The 16126-nt window shown below is 50.5% G+C and carries 13 protein-coding genes; 3 read left to right on the forward strand and 10 right to left on the reverse strand.

From position 1 onward, the window contains the following. Positions 1-758: 758 nt before the first annotated feature. The 8 genes from ytvI to moaA all read right to left on the reverse strand — a co-directional run bounded on the left by ytvI (position 759) and on the right by moaA (position 9722). A complete protein-coding gene (ytvI, locus tag K0T92_RS24050) occupies positions 759-1790 on the reverse strand; it encodes a sporulation integral membrane protein YtvI (protein ID WP_219875170.1) in 1032 nt (343 codons plus the stop codon). A gap of 47 nt (positions 1791-1837) precedes the next feature. After that, positions 1838-3184, reverse strand: a complete 1347-nt coding sequence (locus tag K0T92_RS24055; protein WP_219875171.1) for a hemolysin family protein — start codon at positions 3182-3184, stop codon at positions 1838-1840. Between the two features lie 40 nt (positions 3185-3224). Beyond that, positions 3225-4364, reverse strand: a complete 1140-nt coding sequence (gene yfkAB, locus K0T92_RS24060) for a radical SAM/CxCxxxxC motif protein YfkAB (protein ID WP_219875172.1) — start codon at positions 4362-4364, stop codon at positions 3225-3227. A gap of 152 nt (positions 4365-4516) precedes the next feature. Next, positions 4517-5632 (reverse strand): HD-GYP domain-containing protein, encoded by a 1116-nt coding sequence (locus tag K0T92_RS24065; protein ID WP_219875173.1) that lies wholly within the window; start codon positions 5630-5632, stop codon positions 4517-4519. A 143-nt stretch (positions 5633-5775) separates the two neighbouring features. Further along, complete coding sequence (locus K0T92_RS24070) at positions 5776-6627, reverse strand: undecaprenyl-diphosphate phosphatase (protein ID WP_219875174.1); 852 nt, start codon at positions 6625-6627, stop codon at positions 5776-5778. Positions 6628-6740: 113 nt separating this feature from the next. Continuing rightward, on the reverse strand, positions 6741-8195 hold the full coding sequence (locus K0T92_RS24075) for a bifunctional metallophosphatase/5'-nucleotidase (protein WP_246628406.1): 1455 nt from the start codon (positions 8193-8195) through the stop codon (positions 6741-6743). Between the two features lie 25 nt (positions 8196-8220). Beyond that, positions 8221-8688 (reverse strand): hypothetical protein, encoded by a 468-nt coding sequence (locus tag K0T92_RS24080; RefSeq protein WP_219875175.1) that lies wholly within the window; start codon positions 8686-8688, stop codon positions 8221-8223. A 32-nt stretch (positions 8689-8720) separates the two neighbouring features. Then, positions 8721-9722 (reverse strand): GTP 3',8-cyclase MoaA, encoded by a 1002-nt coding sequence (gene moaA, locus K0T92_RS24085; protein ID WP_219875176.1) that lies wholly within the window; start codon positions 9720-9722, stop codon positions 8721-8723. Between the two features lie 109 nt (positions 9723-9831). On the opposite strand from moaA, the gene K0T92_RS24090 reads away from it, so the two are divergent. The 3 genes from K0T92_RS24090 (at position 9832) to K0T92_RS24100 (ending at position 13001) form a co-directional block, all read left to right on the forward strand. Beyond that, positions 9832-10566: a molybdenum cofactor biosynthesis protein gene (locus K0T92_RS24090; protein WP_219875195.1), complete on the forward strand. Its 735-nt coding sequence runs from the start codon at positions 9832-9834 to the stop codon at positions 10564-10566. Positions 10567-10579: 13 nt separating this feature from the next. Next, positions 10580-11620, forward strand: coding sequence for a ThiF family adenylyltransferase (locus K0T92_RS24095; RefSeq protein ID WP_219875177.1), 1041 nt, complete (start codon positions 10580-10582; stop codon positions 11618-11620). A 325-nt stretch (positions 11621-11945) separates the two neighbouring features. Then, entirely contained in the window at positions 11946-13001 is a 1056-nt protein-coding gene (locus tag K0T92_RS24100; protein WP_219875178.1) for an HD-GYP domain-containing protein, read from the forward strand. A gap of 56 nt (positions 13002-13057) precedes the next feature. On the opposite strand, the gene K0T92_RS24105 is transcribed toward K0T92_RS24100, so the two are convergent. Both K0T92_RS24105 and sufB read right to left on the reverse strand, forming a co-directional pair. After that, positions 13058-13801, reverse strand: a complete 744-nt coding sequence (locus K0T92_RS24105) for an N-acetylmuramoyl-L-alanine amidase (RefSeq protein WP_219875179.1) — start codon at positions 13799-13801, stop codon at positions 13058-13060. Positions 13802-14702: 901 nt separating this feature from the next. After that, positions 14703-16100, reverse strand: coding sequence for a Fe-S cluster assembly protein SufB (sufB, locus tag K0T92_RS24110; RefSeq protein ID WP_219875180.1), 1398 nt, complete (start codon positions 16098-16100; stop codon positions 14703-14705). Positions 16101-16126: the final 26 nt, after the last annotated feature.

Genomic DNA, 16126 nt, shown 5'->3' on the forward strand with positions numbered 1-16126 from the left:
AGAAAAAATTGTATACTTGGACACCATCGCCTACAACGAACGTTTTGAGAACCGTGTCATCCCAGGTTTTGGCGATCCCGTTGTCAAACAAAAACTTAATGAGATGTTTGAAAAGCGCTATTCCTCGGATTCTGTTCAGTCGGATCCTCGGATCGAAAGTTAAAACAATGTGGTGGGGGGCGGAGTCCTCCGCCCCCCACCAACACTTACCCGATGGGTATATCTACAAGCTTACACAAACTTCTTGACGCTACCCGCTCTAGCCTGTTGAAGGTCAGATTCCTGCTAAAGTGCAGGAAATTCGCCATATTTAGCCACAAACGACCAAAAACAACACTAATGCCTGCTTTATTGCAGGCATTCTGTCATCTAGCGCTATTTCAAACGAAAAGGATGCACTTTAGCAGGTATCCATTCTTCCTCCGCAACAATACTGCCCCTCATTGAAAATGAGTGAAAAACAAAGAACCTTCGTCCCACCTAATTGTGGTTCCGAAGGTTCATCATACATTTTACACGCGATTCCTGATGCTTTCGCACCGTGAGCAGCCGCAGCACTCGGCGAAACTTACTCACCGCCAGGCGCTGCGTTCCACTCGGACAGCCCTTTCCACTAGGAGATTACGATATCCTCCAGCAAGAGGACTGCCCTCCCTCATCCGCCGTCCATACATTCGCCCCTGCGATCAAAAAGCAGCAGCAACAGGGCCACATTTCCCGGGGAATAGATCGCATCCGTTCCGTCGTCCATCTTCCACCTACAGCTTGATCTTCATCTGGAACAGCCCGGCTTTGCGCGCCGCCATATATACGATAACGACCAGCGGCCCGAGAAACACGCCTACGACACCAACCAGCTTAAACCCGACATACAGACTGATCAGCGCAGGCAAAGCCCCGATTCCGACTGCATCTCCCAGCACCTTGGGCTCAACAATGCGGCGGAACACCGTAATAACGATAAACAGGACGAGCAATCCGATTCCTTCAAACACATTTCCTGTCAGCAGCAGGTAGGACGCCCACGGAACGAGCACAGAGCCTGTACCAAGGATCGGCATGATATCAACGATGACGACAAGAAGCGCAATCGCCAGCGGATATTTCAGCCCTAGTATGAGCAAGCCGACCAGTGTCAGCACATAGGTGAGGGCGCTTAATATAAGCATCGACCGCAGAAAGCCAAAAATCGATTTGCGCAAATTTTGCAGCACATCGTCCACTTGTCCCCGCGACCGTTCCTCGAACATGGAGAGGAATGTTGTTTTGAGCGTATCCAGGCTATATCCGAACAGATACACCGCCACCAGAAACACGATGAAGAAGATAAACATGCCCGGTATCCCTTTGGCAAAGTTTACGAACGACTTGGATATTGCCGTCACCATGCTGAACAAGGAATCCGTAAGGCCAGCCAACCAGCTTTCGAGCTGGGCAGCGGCATCTGGAGGCATATGCTCATAGAGATGCTTGGCATTATCCAGCGTGTCCTGTATATAGGTATTGGCATCATCCAGCACTTGGGGCACCTTGTCCCAGAATGCAATAACCTCCGCTATTAATTTGACTCCAACAACAGCCGCAGCTCCAATTAACAATAACGTAAATATAGTACTTGACACCGTGACTGCTGCCAGCCTGTTCATCCTCATCGTCCGCATGAGCAGCCGATTGAATGGTTCAATAAAGATGGCGACAATCAAAGCAAGCAAAAAGGGAGCTCCGACTGTAAACAGCAGGTATAGAAAAAGCAAGCCTGCCGCAATGACTAAAATTTGTTTCATTGGCATCTAATCGGTATTCCTCCCGCACTCTTCCTGCATTCATTAGCTATCGATCAGGTCTGATCCTCCGGGTCCTTGACCAGCTCCAATACAGGCTTGCGCTTGTAGATGTCTACACGCAGCACCCTGAGCCTGGCGCTCTCTGCTATCTCGAAGATATAATTGTCGTATTCAATCTTCTTCCCTTTAACAGGATTGCCCTCCAGGCGGGTAAACAACCATCCCCCGATTGAATCGACATCGTCATCCTCAATTTCGAGATGGAACATCGTATTAATATCTTCGATCAGCGTCCGGCCCTCAACAGAGGTGATATCCCCTTTCACAACGATGCTCGGCGGCTGCTCGTCGAATTCATCATGAATTTCACCGACGATCTCCTCCAGAATAAGCTCTGTTGTGATCATCCCCGCCGTTCCGCCATATTCATCAACAACGATTGCCAGCTGCGAATGCTTGCGCTGCATCAGCTTCAGCACATGGCTGATCTCCATCGACTCCGGCACATTCAGAATCGGTCGCAAATATTTCCGGATATGCTGTTCCTCATCGGGATCAGAAGTAAGCAGATCCGTAATATGGACGAAACCGATCAATTGATCCTTATCCTCTACACAAACGGGATAACGCGTATGCTTCGTGGCGTAGACCAGCTTCATATTCTCTGCAAAAGAGAGATCCGCATATAAGCAGTCCATATCGGTGCGAGGCAGCATCACTTCACGGGCGAGCCGATCCGAGAATTCGAAAATATTGTCAAACAGCTTCATTTCATCTTGATCAATAATACCGCTTTGAGCGCTCTGATCCATTAATATGCGAATTTCTTCCTCTGTATGAGCAAGCTCATGCTCTGTTGCAGGTTTAACGCCGACAAGCTTGAGCAATCGGTTGGCTGCGCCGTTCAACAGCCAGATGACGGGAAGAAATAAACGGTAGAACATAAGCAGCGGCAGGGACAGCCACAGAGAGGTCTGCTCCGACTTCTGAATCGCCAGCGACTTGGGCGCAAGTTCACCAAGCACGATATGTAAGAACGTAATAATAACGAATCCGATCACCAGTGAAATCGTAGCAATCAACGACGGATCCGTCATGCCAAAATTATAGAGCAGCGGTTCAACGATCAAATGGGAGATGGCCGGTTCACCAACCCACCCAAGTCCAAGGGAGGCCAGTGTTATGCCGAGCTGTGTGGCCGATAGATAGGCATCCAGCTTTTTATTGACCTTGAGTGCATACTTGGCCCGTACATTGCCTTCATTGGACAGCTGAGTCAATTTCGTCTGGCGCACTTTGACAAGAGCGAATTCCGCTGCAACAAAAAAACCGTTCAACAATACAAGAAATGCAACCAGCAGTATATTCAGTATAATTCGACCGGTCTCAAACTCATGCATTCCGACATTCGCTCCTCTCCGTGCTCGAAATTACGATTAACTATAAAATAATAGCTTTGCGGGAGCTGAAATCTGCATCCCGGTAATACATATCCTTCACAAGCAGATTAGGTCCGCAGCAGCCGGCAGCCGGGCAATGGCAGTCCACGCTTCTCGCAAGCGGATGGCCGAGCCAGCGCTGGAACAGATCGTCCAGCCGATCCCCGCCAATATTGCCGAAGGCCGGCACATCGGAGAAGTCGGTAACAAAGACATCTCCCGTGAACATATTCACATTCAAACGGTTGCGTCCATCCGGATCGTTGCGCACAGTTACATTCGGCGCAGCTGCCAATCTGGACAGCAGCCTGCGATCCTCTTCATCCTCATTGCATTGAAAGAACGGAAGGGTGCCGAACAGCATCCATATCGATGGATCCCGCTCCTTCAGCAGCGTGTCCACTGCCGCCCGCATCTCCTCCTTCCCGATGACCGGAAGATCAGCGGCGAATGCGCTCGGATACATAGGATGCACCTCATGGCGTCTGCATCCCATCTCAACAATAAGCCGATGAATATCCGCAATCTTCTCATGAGTACGGAAATTAATCATCGATTCAGCGGATACGAGCAGCCCGCCCTCGCTTAATTTGCGGGCGTTCTCGATCATCCTCTCATACATGCGGACCGCTGTCTCACGCGGAACGGGATGGCCGCTCTTGGCGAATCCGACCTGGTGGAAATCATCAGCTGTCGTGTAATTAAAGGAGATATGCATGACATCGAGATATGGAGCGATAGCTTCGTAACGGCTGTAATCCAGCGTTACATTGGAGTTGATCTGCGACCGCACTCCGCGGCCCCGCGCGTACTTGAGCAGCGGAATAATGTAGTCCTGCACAGTCCGTCCCGAGAAGGAGGGCTCCCCGCCCGTAATGCTGATCGTCTGCAAATGCTCCACTTCATCGAGACGCTGCAGAATACTCGCAAGCGGAAGCTTCGCAGGCTCAGCAAGCACCAGCGTATCGCCAACAGCACAATGCTCACATCTCATATTACACAGATTTGAGACCGTTAACTCTACACTCGTTAATAAATGGCGGCCATATTTCCGCAAAGAAGTAATAGGATCCCAGGGATCATAGGCTGGAGACAGCTCAGGCTGTCCGTATGGGTTAGAAATTTCGGCTGCTTTCATCATTTCTTCAACACCTGACTATAATTGATTAACCATTCGTATGTTATTCATTCATTGTAATGTCCGAACTGATATGTTGCAAATGTTTCAAGAAGACTGGCCATTGAACGGGCAATGCAAAAAAGAGCCTCAGTATCGGCTCCTTCCCCATTCCATTATACGCCTGCCGGCTGTACGACCGGATGATTGTCATTCACACTAACAATCATGATCGCAAGATTGGTGGACAAATCAATCTCATAAGGCGACTTAAGCTCCTCGCCGGCTGCATTGTTTAAAATTCGGACGATAGGGCGATGCGGGCAGGATGCATTGATATCAACGACGATTCCGGATTCCCCCGTATGCAGCCTGACTGTAATGCCAAGGGGATATATCGCTACCTTGTCCCGGAATAGCTGAAGCATATGCTGCTCGTATAAGGTCCCGCTGCCCGCATATAAGGACTCCACCGCCTGATGCGGAAGCATGGGACTGCGATAAACACGCGCGGAGGTCATCGCATCGTAGGAATCGACAATCCCGATCCATTTGGCGAATTCATGGATTTCGTCTCCCTTAATTCCCCGCGGATAGCCGCTGCCGTCCAGCCGCTCATGATGCTGATAGGCGCAATGAGCGGAGAGCAGAGGAATATTCGGCTCATCCTTCAGCAGATAAAAACCGCGCTCCGCATGCCGCTTCATTTCCTCATACTCTTCACTCGTCAATGGCCCTGTCTTCTGCAGAACATCTAATTTGATCTGCGTTTTGCCGATATCATGCAGCATCGCGCCAAGACCAAGAGCCAGCAACTCATCGCGGGAATAACCGCTGGCGATGCCCAGAATGGTCGTGTAGACACAAACATTAAGCGAATGCTGGAATAAATAATGGTCAACGATCGCCATATTCATTAACATGACCATCGAATCCTGATGATTGTACAAATCATCAATGAGCACATCCATCACCTGACGGAAAGGCTTGCCAATGTAGGGATAGGTGACACCGGATTTCCGGTTGGGCCGGCTCAGCAAATCCTTGAAATTGGTCCTGATTTCCATCAGCGCATACTGCCTGGTCTCTTCACTTATAATGTCCGGAACGACAAGATCCGAGGTTCTTGGGTCATGGATGTAAACAAAGCTCACTCCGCATTCGTTCAGCCTCTGGATGAGCTTTGCCGTCAACTCCACATTTTCTCCCAGCAGAACAAGCCCTTCCTCGGAGAAGATTTTCTTGGACAACCTCATGCCTGGCCGGCACAAATATATGGGCAATAATCGCATGCAATCGACCCCTGCCTTGCATCAATTTTCTTTTTGTCCGTGCAGTCGCGAGATATGCTATCTCTCGTAATATTAATGTAAGGTATTTTAGAAAAAAGAGCAATAACAGATTCGTCATGAATCGACAATATTCTACCAAGCCGTTAGCGCATAATGAACAACCAGAACAAGGCCGCAAGAACAAACCGATAAATAGCAAAATGCTTTAATTTGATTTTTTGAATATTTTTCAGGAAGAAGACGATTACAAGCCATGCTGTAACAAAAGAAACGAGAAATCCGACGATAAAGAAGGTCAGGTTATCACCCTTGATGTATTTGTAATTCTCCAGCAGCTCATAGCCTGTTGCCACCGTCATGATCGGGATTGCCATAAGAAAGGAGAAGTCTGCGGCAGCCCTGTAGCTTGTACCGACCAGCATGCCTCCGGCAATGGTAGATCCGGAACGCGAATAGCCGGGCCACAGCGACAAGCATTGCAGCAGTCCAATCATAAACGCTTGCTTGTATGTAATATCATCCATCGTCTCTGATACGGTGCGTATGCGGCCGGAACGAACGAGCCACTCAGCGACAATCATATAGATGCCTCCGACGACCAGGGACAGAAGCACCGGCGTCTGATTGAAGCCTTCGCCTTTAATAATATCCTTGAGCAAATAGGCAAGCCCAAGCGCAGGCACGATACCGAGCGCAATGTGAACCAGATTCAGCTTGCGTTTGGACTGCTTGTTAAGAGAGAACTCCTTCATCGTGACCGTCTCCGCAGCGCGCGACATCCCCAGCAGACTGGCGATACGCTGGCGGTAGATCAGCGCGATAGCAAGAATCGCGGCAAGCTGGATGACGATCTCGAACGTAATAATTTTCTGATTGTCATGCGCATAGCCAAGCAGCTTGTTCGCCAGGATCATATGACCGGAGGAGGATACCGGCAGAAACTCCGTTAATCCTTCGATAATCCCCAGAATGACAGCATTGATTAGATCTCCCATAGCCTTTAAACGCCCACTCCTTATTCCCGCCCGCCGTCAGTCGCGGCCACTGAAACTCATTGCATAGAAGCAGGACTACGGTCGGCAGGCTAATAATTTGAATTCCTGCTCTTTCAGTTCATGCTCTCGAGCGTGGAGATATGCCAGCGGCTTGCCCCGCAGCGCTCAAGCGCTTCACGGTTCACCAGTTCGGCAGAGAGCACATCGCGAATAAACTCCGGCAGGAAATATTGAATCTCTGTTCCGCCCTTGATTGTCTCATAACCGATCCCAAACGTAAACATGTCTATCGTACCTATCCGGTAGTGCCGGTTGTCGTCAAACGGCTCGCCTTGAACGGTAATGGAGAGGATTTTGTCATATGAAGCTCGATTCGGGTCCCATATAATATCCAGCCCGTCCACTGCGAGTGTGCCCAGCACCGTCCCGCGAAAACCGAAGCCGCGGATCTCCTTGTCGATAAATTCGCCGAGCAGCGCTTCTTCCAGCGCGCGGCGAATGGCTGTGCCGGCCAGCAGCATCCGGCACGGATTGATGGGCGACGGACAGAGGGCATGGATATCGCCCTCTGTCACGTCGCCTTCGGCGAGGCCGCCGAGCAGCTGCCCCGCGTTGACGATGCCGATCTCGGCATCCGTCCAGCGCCGCAGGCCGGCGGCGAGCAGATTGCCGAGCGGCGATTCGCGCTCGGCACGGGCGGGCAGCGCCGCGCTCAGCCGGGTAACGACCCGGCTGAGGCGGCGCTGGGCCGCCTTCTTGAAGCCGCCGATAATGGCGGCGGCTTCGGGCTGCTCCTCATAGGCGGCCATCGGCACGCATGATGCGCGGAACATGGGACGCGAGGCGATGTCATCCCATCGTATCTCCACGCGTCCCATGTAGTCGCCGTACTTTCCTGCCCCGCATATGCAGGTTTCCCCGATCATCTCAGGCTCCATCAGCAGATGATGGGTATGTCCGCCCAAGATAAGATCGATGCCGGCAATTTCCTGCGCCATTCTCCGATCGAGCGTGAGACCCAGATGCGACATGACCACTACCACATCAGAGTCCGCGCGCAGCTGCTCCACTTGCTCGGACACAGCAAGCAGCGGATCGCGCACCTCCCATCCCATCAGACGGTAAAATTCGGCAAAAGCAGCTGTCACACCGACCAAACCGATGCGAAGCCGCCCTTTGCGAATAATCGTATGTGGCATTAACCAGAGCGGAGAATCCTGTCCCATGCTATTCATATTGGCGCACACTGTTGCGAAGGACGCCCCATTGTACGCCTCCTGCAGCTGCTCCGGGGTAAAGGTCAAGCCTTCATTATTGCCTAGCGTTACAGCTTCATAGCCAGCAGCATTCAACAGCTCGATATTAACAAGCCCGCTGCTGCCTTCCGTCTCCAGCCGCATCCGATCCATATGATCGCCGATATCAACGGTCAGTACGTGGTCGCTGCCATAAGAGCGCCGTGTTTCCGCAATATAAGTCGCCATTCTTGCCGCCTGCTCCAAACGACTGTGAATATCATTGCTGTGAAGCAGAACGACTTCAGGGGCCCCCATAGACATTTCTTTCATGCTAGCCTCCCGGGTCATCGAGGGATTAACGCTTTAAGCGCATTTCTTGCGGGGAGAAAGTATTCTTGAAGCCATACGATACTTCGCCGCGAGTCTCTTCATTATAGATAAAACGGCATGCAACCACACTTTTTACGTTCAAGCATTCGCTGGATCCATTCGGCACATAAAGCCGGATTGGCCCGCCCTTCGCAAGCGGAGCATGATCGATTCTGAACTGGACAGCCGAATCCTCAAGCTGCTCCCATGGAATCACCGCTTCGAACGTATCTGCCGCCTCCACCTTCAACTGGCTGGGCATCGGCACATCCGCACCGATCCCCTTGCTATTGCGCCAAGCCAAGTACCAGGCATGAAAATCAAACGCCTCTCCGACTCCCTTCTCGATCCGTTCGGAAAGCGGAAACACCCCTCCTGCGATGGAAGCCATCTCCTCAGGAGTCGTCTCCACAGGCTGTAATCCATAATGATGAATAATAATTGCGTTCGACATAACCACTCCATACTCCTCTCGTCCGCCCGTCACTATCCGCCAATCTGTGACATCCGTCTTGCAGTCGGCTCATGGCTCTGCGCTTCATTGGAGAGCTTGGCCGCCATCTCATGATTAAGCGGCTTAATATCCATTGCCCGCATGAACAATCCGCGCAACGCCTCCCGATTATGCAGCGAGGACTTGACGTTCAGCTCATCTACCCAATATAAACACGGCTTCAGGCCGCCATCAGCAGTCAAACGAAGCCGATTGCACCGCTGGCAGAAATTATCGCTTACGGGATGGATCAAACCGAATGATCCCGCACCGCCAACAATAGTGTAATCGTCAGACGGACCATTGCCGATTATGCCTTCCTTGCGGCCGATCCCAAGCTGCTGCTCCTCCGCGATCTCCAGAACACGCGACAACGGCAAATAATGATTGCGCCAATTATCGTCAGCGTGGCCAATCGGCATATATTCGATGAAACGAACATGCAGCGGCTGTTCCTTGGCCATTTGCAGGAAGGCTGCAATCTCATCCTCGTTCACACCTTTTAATAGTACACAATTAAGTTTGATCGGCGCAAATCCGACACGGGCGGCAGCCTCAATGCCTTCCATTACCCGATTGAGATCGCCTCTTCTTGCAATGAACTTGAAGCGGGCTGGGTCCAGCGTATCCAAGCTGATGTTCACCCGGTTAACGCCTGCTGCACGCAGCGCTTCCGCTTGACCTGCCAGCAGCACTCCGTTTGTAGTTAATGCTATATCACGAATGCCATCTATCGCTGCCAGCCGCTTGACAAGACCATCCAGGCCGGGACGCACAAGCGGCTCGCCCCCCGTTATGCGAAGCTTCGTTATCCCCAGAGATGCAGCGACCGAAACAACCTCGACAATATCATCATAACTGAGCAGATCAGAAGACGGAGCAAATTCAACGCCTTCTTCGGGCATACAGTACAAGCATCTCAAGTTGCATCGATCAGTGACGGAAATTCGCAAATAATCATGTACGCGTCCGAATCGATCCGTTAAAGCTGACATGGCCTTCCTCTCCCTTCTGTCTATTCACCTAGCATAACATTTTTAGAGCATTTATGGTATGCTATAGAGACTGTAAACTTGTAGATATGAGAGGTTTTCTGCCATGGGAATGAAATGGACCATCGAATTATTCGCCGGACTTGCCCAGCGCTTCAATGCTGCTGCTATTATACTGGAATCCGAACATGCACAAATGACGGTCTCCTCCCTCAAAAGAGCGCTTATTGCAGCTTATCCAGAGCATCAGCCGCTGATCGCTGTCTCATTCGTCGCCTGCAATCAGGCCTATGCCTCGGACGAAGATACTGTCGCAGCCAGCGACGAGCTCGCTCTGCTGCCTCCGGTATCTGGCGGCGAGGACGCTGCTGTTGAAGCTGAACCTGCTCCTGGCGCATGTGAGCCGTACAGCATCACAACGGAGCCGATATCTATTGAAGCCGTCACAGCTCATGTCATTGTTCCTGGACACGGTGCCGCGCTTACTTTCACAGGGACCACAAGAGAATGGACACAAGGCCAGCGGACAATACGCCTGGAATACGAAGCTTATATCCCGATGGCGCTCAAGACGCTCAGGCAGATTGGCGATGAGATTGCAGAGCGCTGGACTGGCGCCAGATGTGCGATTGCCCATCGGATCGGCCAGGTGGATATTGCCGAGATCAGTGTTGTTATCGCAGTCTCTGCTCCACATCGTGAAGCATGCTACGAAGCAAGCCGCTATGCTATTGAACGGCTGAAACAAATTGTGCCCATATGGAAGAAGGAAATATGGGAAGACGGCTCGGAATGGAAGGGGCATCAGCAAGGACCTTGGAATCCGGCGGCACCGCCTGCCAACTAAAGGGGTACGGATTATGAACGGAGAAGACATAGAACGCTATTCACGGCAAATTCGCTTCGCCCCCATCGGCCAAGCAGGACAGAAGAAGCTTATCGACAGCCATGTGGCAATTGTTGGCATGGGCGCGCTCGGCTCCGTATCCGCTCAGCATCTGGTCCGTTCAGGCGTGGGCAAGCTGCGCATTATCGATCGGGATGTGCTGGAATGGAGCAATCTCCAGCGGCAGGTGCTTTATACCGAGGATGATGTCCGCCGCATGCTGCCCAAAGCAGCCGCGGCAGCAGAACGTCTGACCAGCATCAACAGCTCCGTTGCTATAGAGCCGATTATCGCCGAGCTCTCCCCTATGAATGCGGAGTCGCTGCTTGGCGATGTCGATCTCATTATTGACGGATCCGATAATTTCTTCGTCCGCTATTTAATGAATGATATCAGCCTCAAGCTTCGTATACCTTGGATTTATGGCGGTGTTGTAGGCGCTTCCGGCATGACGATGACGATACTGCCTCATGAAACACCCTGCTTCCGCTGCCTGTTCCCCGTCTCAATCGAGGCTGGTGCAGCCGATACCTGCGAGACCGCTGGCGTAATCTCCCCTGCTGTCGATCTCATTGCCTCCATTCAGGCGACCGAAGCGCTGAAGTGGCTCAGCGGCAGCGTTGACGCGCTGCATGGGACACTATTGCAAGCCGATCTCTGGAACAACCACTGGACACCGCTCAAAGTCAGCCGGTCCAAGCGCAAGGATTGCCCTGCTTGCGGGGAACAGCACTATCATTATCTGGAGCAAGGCGAACAGGAGCTCGCCGCCGCCTCATTATGCGGACGTAATACGATTCAGATCTCGCCAGGCCGGACAATGACGGTATCACTGGATCAGCTTGCCTCAAGGCTTGCACCTATAGGTGCAGTCGAGCGCAATCCTTTCCTCCTCCGTTTCAAGCGTGACGAGAGCATATCGATCGTACTATTTCCAGATGGAAGAGCTCTCATTCAAGGGACTGAGGATCTGCTATTAGCCAAACGAATCTATAATGAAATATATGGCCTTTAGCATCATTCGACCTCTATATATGTATGTAGACCATCAATAATTGGAATGGTGAGAATGTACAAAGGGGCCGCTGCATAGACTGCGCGCTTACAACCGCTGCATGTTCTCTTCTGCCGTTCAGCTTAATAGTACTATTTACATTGCTTTAAGAACCGATCTGCTTTTTAAATATGACTTTCATCCCAATTCACTGTTTTTTATCCGCTTCGAAGACAGAAATGCATATTTAATTATTAAAATCAATATGCTCATATTGCCATTTTTCTCTTTTGTTGCTACCATAAGCTTAACATTATTGAAGGATACCAGTGACTTGGGGTGAATCATGAGGGTACATGTAACAGAGCTAAGAGATGGCGATCGATTGAGCATGGATGCTTTCAACTCATACGGTCTTCATGTCCTGTCCAAAGGAACAGAGCTATATGCCAAAGAGATCTCCAAACTATTTCAGCATCAGATTGAGTATATTGATATCGACAACAGAGAAGAAAATGCCAAGGTAATACGCACATTGGAATCCGGAATTAGTCCCAAATGGCTGCCGACTGTTGAGCCTATCTATGATGATGCGGTCAAAGGCTGCGAGCAACTATTTCTGGATGCCTATCAGAATGGAAGGCTTGTAAGGGAGGACGTTGCTGAAACTTTTCAGCCTCTCGTAGATAATTTCCGCATGGAACGCGATGTTGTATCGATGCTTCTGCTGTTGAATACAAAGGATGATTACACCTATCAGCACTCTGTTCAGGTCGGAATGTTATCTTATTACCTGGCTACCTGGCTCGGTTATGATGAGAAGCAAGCCGTGCAGATCGGACAAGCGGGCTTCCTTCATGATATCGGCAAATGCCAGATCGAGGACGACATCCTGAACAAGCCGGAGCGCTTGTCCGAAGATGAATTCTCGCTGATCAAGCAGCATACCATTTTCGGATACGAAATTATTAAACGCTCGTTCGGCGAGTCCATTCAAGCTACTGTCGCACTCCAGCATCACGAACGGATTGATGGCAGCGGTTACCCGAATCGGCTCACCGGAGACCAGATGCACCCTGTTTCCAAGATTGTAGCCGTTTCAGATGTTTACAGCGCAATGATCTCTTCCCGGGTCTATCAGGAGAAACGAGACCTGTTATATGTGCTGAAAGAGCTGTATCGCATGAGCTTCAATGAACTGGATCCATTCACTACCCACACGTTTATTAAGCATATGATTCCGAATTTTATTGGCAAGCAGGTCGAACTGCAGACCGGGGAGATCGGAACTATTATTATGACCCATCCTTCGGAGTTCTTCAGGCCGCTTATCCAGATCAACGAACAATTCATTGATCTGACGTTGGAGCGCTCGCTGGAAGTCAAACATGTCTATATGTAATTAAAACTTCGGATGGGAAGCGACCGGCTCCCGTACCGAAGTTTTTTTGCATGATTCTACTTCGTCAATGTCGCCGTCTTCGATGTGTCATCCCACGATACTTTAGCTCCCAGCATTTCACCGACGATTCGCAAAGGCACGAATACCTGTCCATCAATAAGACGCCCGCATTCAACCGTTGTGTCGTTAATGACAAGTCGAAGCGCTCGCTTCTCCTCTATCTGTATGAACGGCACATCAAAGTATTCGCAAACACCGCGTGCCAGCTCCTCCGCGCATTCCATTCTGTATGCCTCGGTCTGGAGTAAGCGCGCCTCATCCAGATTAGTCATGAATCCGCATTCTACCAGAACAGCAGGCATATGTGTCTCCCGCAGAACGTGAAAATCCGCCGTCTTGACCCCACGATCAGTAAGCTTCGTTCCCGCTATCAAGTTGCGGTGTATAATATTGGCTGCACGTTCACTCGCCGAACTGCCTGCCATATGATAGGATTCAAGACCCCGAACCGGGTTGAACTCACCCGTACCGCAGGCATTCGCATGTATGGATATATAGAGATCCGCTTTCGCTTTATTCGCAGCATCTGTCCGGTCGCGCAGCGGTGTATCGCTATCATTCGGCGCTACCATTAATATTGCAAAACCGCAGCGCTTCAGATGAGCCGCGAGCAGTTCAGCTACCCGCCTGTTGAACTCATTCTCGCGCATAACACCCCCGTCCCCCGGGAACGCCGGAGTACGCTTTCCAGCGGTCTCCATGCCGTGTCCATCACATATTGCGATCAATTTATTGGTCATCTTTCAGCCCTCCTGTCATTACCCTAACCGCTGTCTCCCTCGGCTCCTTCCACTATACGTTCCTCCTCCATAGTCTGACCAGTTACCGGGGTCATTGATCAAGTCATGACTTCTGCAATTAGTACTCCGGCCTTAATCTGCGGCCTTCACCATCCGAGCTTGAATGCTGAAAATAAAAATACCCGCTATGATCAGCGGGTGTTTTTGGAAATTAATTAGGGGCTGCCCAGCAAGTCCTGTTGGGAAATCTCAGTTCCCACTCGATCATGGGACTTTTGGAGCGCTGACGATCCGTCATTTAAACGCCGAGACATGCCAGCTAGGCGAAACCTGCGAAACAGCATTTATTTTCCCGTTTCTGACCCTATAAAGGTGAATGCCTGCCAGCGTGCAGGCATTTCACCTTCGTTTACCCTTATCGGCCGATTTTGTCTCAAATTCATGCATGATTGCAGGCATTCTACTATTATGGCGTCTTGTGACTGAAATTCATGCACATTCGCAGGCTTCTTACTCCGTCACTCTGCGTCAAAGCACATTTGGAGAAAGGGAATGGCAACGCTGGGAATCCCCAGGAATGGTCATTGCCGATGCAGGTTATGGCGGCGAAGAGAATGACTACTATCTGGAAGAGGAGCAGTTCTACTGTCAGTGCAAAGGTGTCTGTACAAGGTGCAGGGAATTTCGGGGGGATTTCGGGAACCTGCTCATTGGGCGAGCATGAACCAAGGAGGCTGTTAAGTCCTCAATATACAATAAAAAAGATGCTTCCAATCCCACTTTTCGTGGTTTTGGAGGCATCTTTTCACATCATTTGGGACTGGCTCATTGGACCTTTCGGGCAGCCCCTTCTGAAACCATTACAACAAAACTTATTTCTTGATGCGAGTCTGACTTTTCTCTACCCGATACTGCCTTCCATCTCGAACTTAATGAGACGATTCATCTCTACCGCATATTCCATTGGAAGCTCCTTCGTGAATGGCTCGATAAAGCCCATTACGATCATTTGCGTTGCTTCCGCCTCTGTCAGGCCACGGCTCATCAGGTAGAAGAGCTGATCTTCAGATACTTTGGAGACCGTTGCTTCATGCTCCAAAATAATGTTGTCGTTCATAATTTCGTTATACGGAATCGTATCCGAGGTCGATTGATTATCAAGGATAAGCGTATCACATTTGATATTCGCTTTGGAGCCTTCGGAATTGCGGCCGAAGGATGCCAGACCGCGATACGTTACTTTACCGCCATGTTTACTGATTGATTTCGATACGATTGTCGAGGTGGTATCCGGCGCAAGGTGAATCATTTTGGCCCCTGCATCCTGATGCTGCCCTTTGCCTGCCACTGCGATGGATAGTACCATTCCTTTGGCGCCGCGGCCTTTAAGCACAACTGCCGGATATTTCATCGTCAGCTTGGAGCCGATGTTGCCGTCAACCCATTCCATCGTCGCATTCTCTTCAGCAACAGCACGTTTCGTAACGAGGTTGTAAATATTCGGAGCCCAGTTCTGAATCGTCGTATAACGAACACGGGCGTTCTTCTTGCAAAGAATTTCAACCACTGCGCTGTGGAGGGAGTTCGTGCTGTAGATAGGCGCTGTACAGCCTTCTACATAGTGCACGAAGCTGTCTTCGTCAGCAATAATGAGCGTACGCTCGAATTGTCCCATGTTCTCGGAGTTGATGCGGAAATAAGCTTGCAGCGGAATTTCACACTTCACACCTTTAGGAACATAGATAAAGCTGCCACCCGACCATACAGCACTGTTCAGTGCAGCGAACTTATTGTCCGCAGGAGGGATGATTGTACCGAAATACTCTTTGAAAATTTCCGGATGCTCGCGAAGCGCAGTATCCGTATCCGTGAAGATAACACCCTGCTTCTCCAGGTCTTCCTGCATGCTGTGGTAGACAACCTCGGACTCATATTGCGCCGAGACGCCTGCAAGGAACTTCTGCTCCGCTTCCGGAATCCCCAGCTTGTCGAAGGTTTCCTTAATTTCAGCAGGCACTTCCTCCCATGTCTTCCCTTGCTTCTCGGACGGTTTCACATAGTACTGAATGTCGTTGAAATCAAGATCGTCCATGTTGCCGCCCCAGCGAGGCATCGGCATCTTATTGAACTGCTCCAACGATTTCAAGCGGAAGTCGAGCATCCAATCCGGCTCGTTCTTCATTTCGGAGATCGTGCGGACAATCTCCGGAGTCAATCCTTTACCGGATTGGAATATGGCTTTATGCTCATCGCGAAAACCATATTTGTACTCTTCTAAATCGGGCATTTGTTTAGCCATTGTAGAAGCCTCCCATCATATTACGC

Origin of the sequence: Paenibacillus oenotherae (assembly GCF_019443105.1) — a bacterium.
GTDB lineage: Bacteria > Bacillota > Bacilli > Paenibacillales > Paenibacillaceae > Paenibacillus_Z > Paenibacillus_Z oenotherae.

Coding starts and splice junctions, on each gene's coding strand:
- ytvI (WP_219875170.1), bottom strand. CDS start 1,790: ATGCCAATGAAACAAATTTTAGTCATTGCGGCAGGCTTGCTTTTTCTA.
- K0T92_RS24055 (WP_219875171.1), bottom strand. CDS start 3,184: ATGCATGAGTTTGAGACCGGTCGAATTATACTGAATATACTGCTGGTT.
- yfkAB (WP_219875172.1), bottom strand. CDS start 4,364: ATGATGAAAGCAGCCGAAATTTCTAACCCATACGGACAGCCTGAGCTG.
- K0T92_RS24065 (WP_219875173.1), bottom strand. CDS start 5,632: ATGCGATTATTGCCCATATATTTGTGCCGGCCAGGCATGAGGTTGTCC.
- K0T92_RS24070 (WP_219875174.1), bottom strand. CDS start 6,627: ATGGGAGATCTAATCAATGCTGTCATTCTGGGGATTATCGAAGGATTA.
- K0T92_RS24075 (WP_246628406.1), bottom strand. CDS start 8,195: ATGAAAGAAATGTCTATGGGGGCCCCTGAAGTCGTTCTGCTTCACAGC.
- K0T92_RS24080 (WP_219875175.1), bottom strand. CDS start 8,688: ATGTCGAACGCAATTATTATTCATCATTATGGATTACAGCCTGTGGAG.
- moaA (WP_219875176.1), bottom strand. CDS start 9,722: ATGTCAGCTTTAACGGATCGATTCGGACGCGTACATGATTATTTGCGA.
- K0T92_RS24090 (WP_219875195.1), top strand. CDS start 9,832: ATGAAATGGACCATCGAATTATTCGCCGGACTTGCCCAGCGCTTCAAT.
- K0T92_RS24095 (WP_219875177.1), top strand. CDS start 10,580: ATGAACGGAGAAGACATAGAACGCTATTCACGGCAAATTCGCTTCGCC.
- K0T92_RS24100 (WP_219875178.1), top strand. CDS start 11,946: ATGAGGGTACATGTAACAGAGCTAAGAGATGGCGATCGATTGAGCATG.
- K0T92_RS24105 (WP_219875179.1), bottom strand. CDS start 13,801: ATGACCAATAAATTGATCGCAATATGTGATGGACACGGCATGGAGACC.
- sufB (WP_219875180.1), bottom strand. CDS start 16,100: ATGGCTAAACAAATGCCCGATTTAGAAGAGTACAAATATGGTTTTCGC.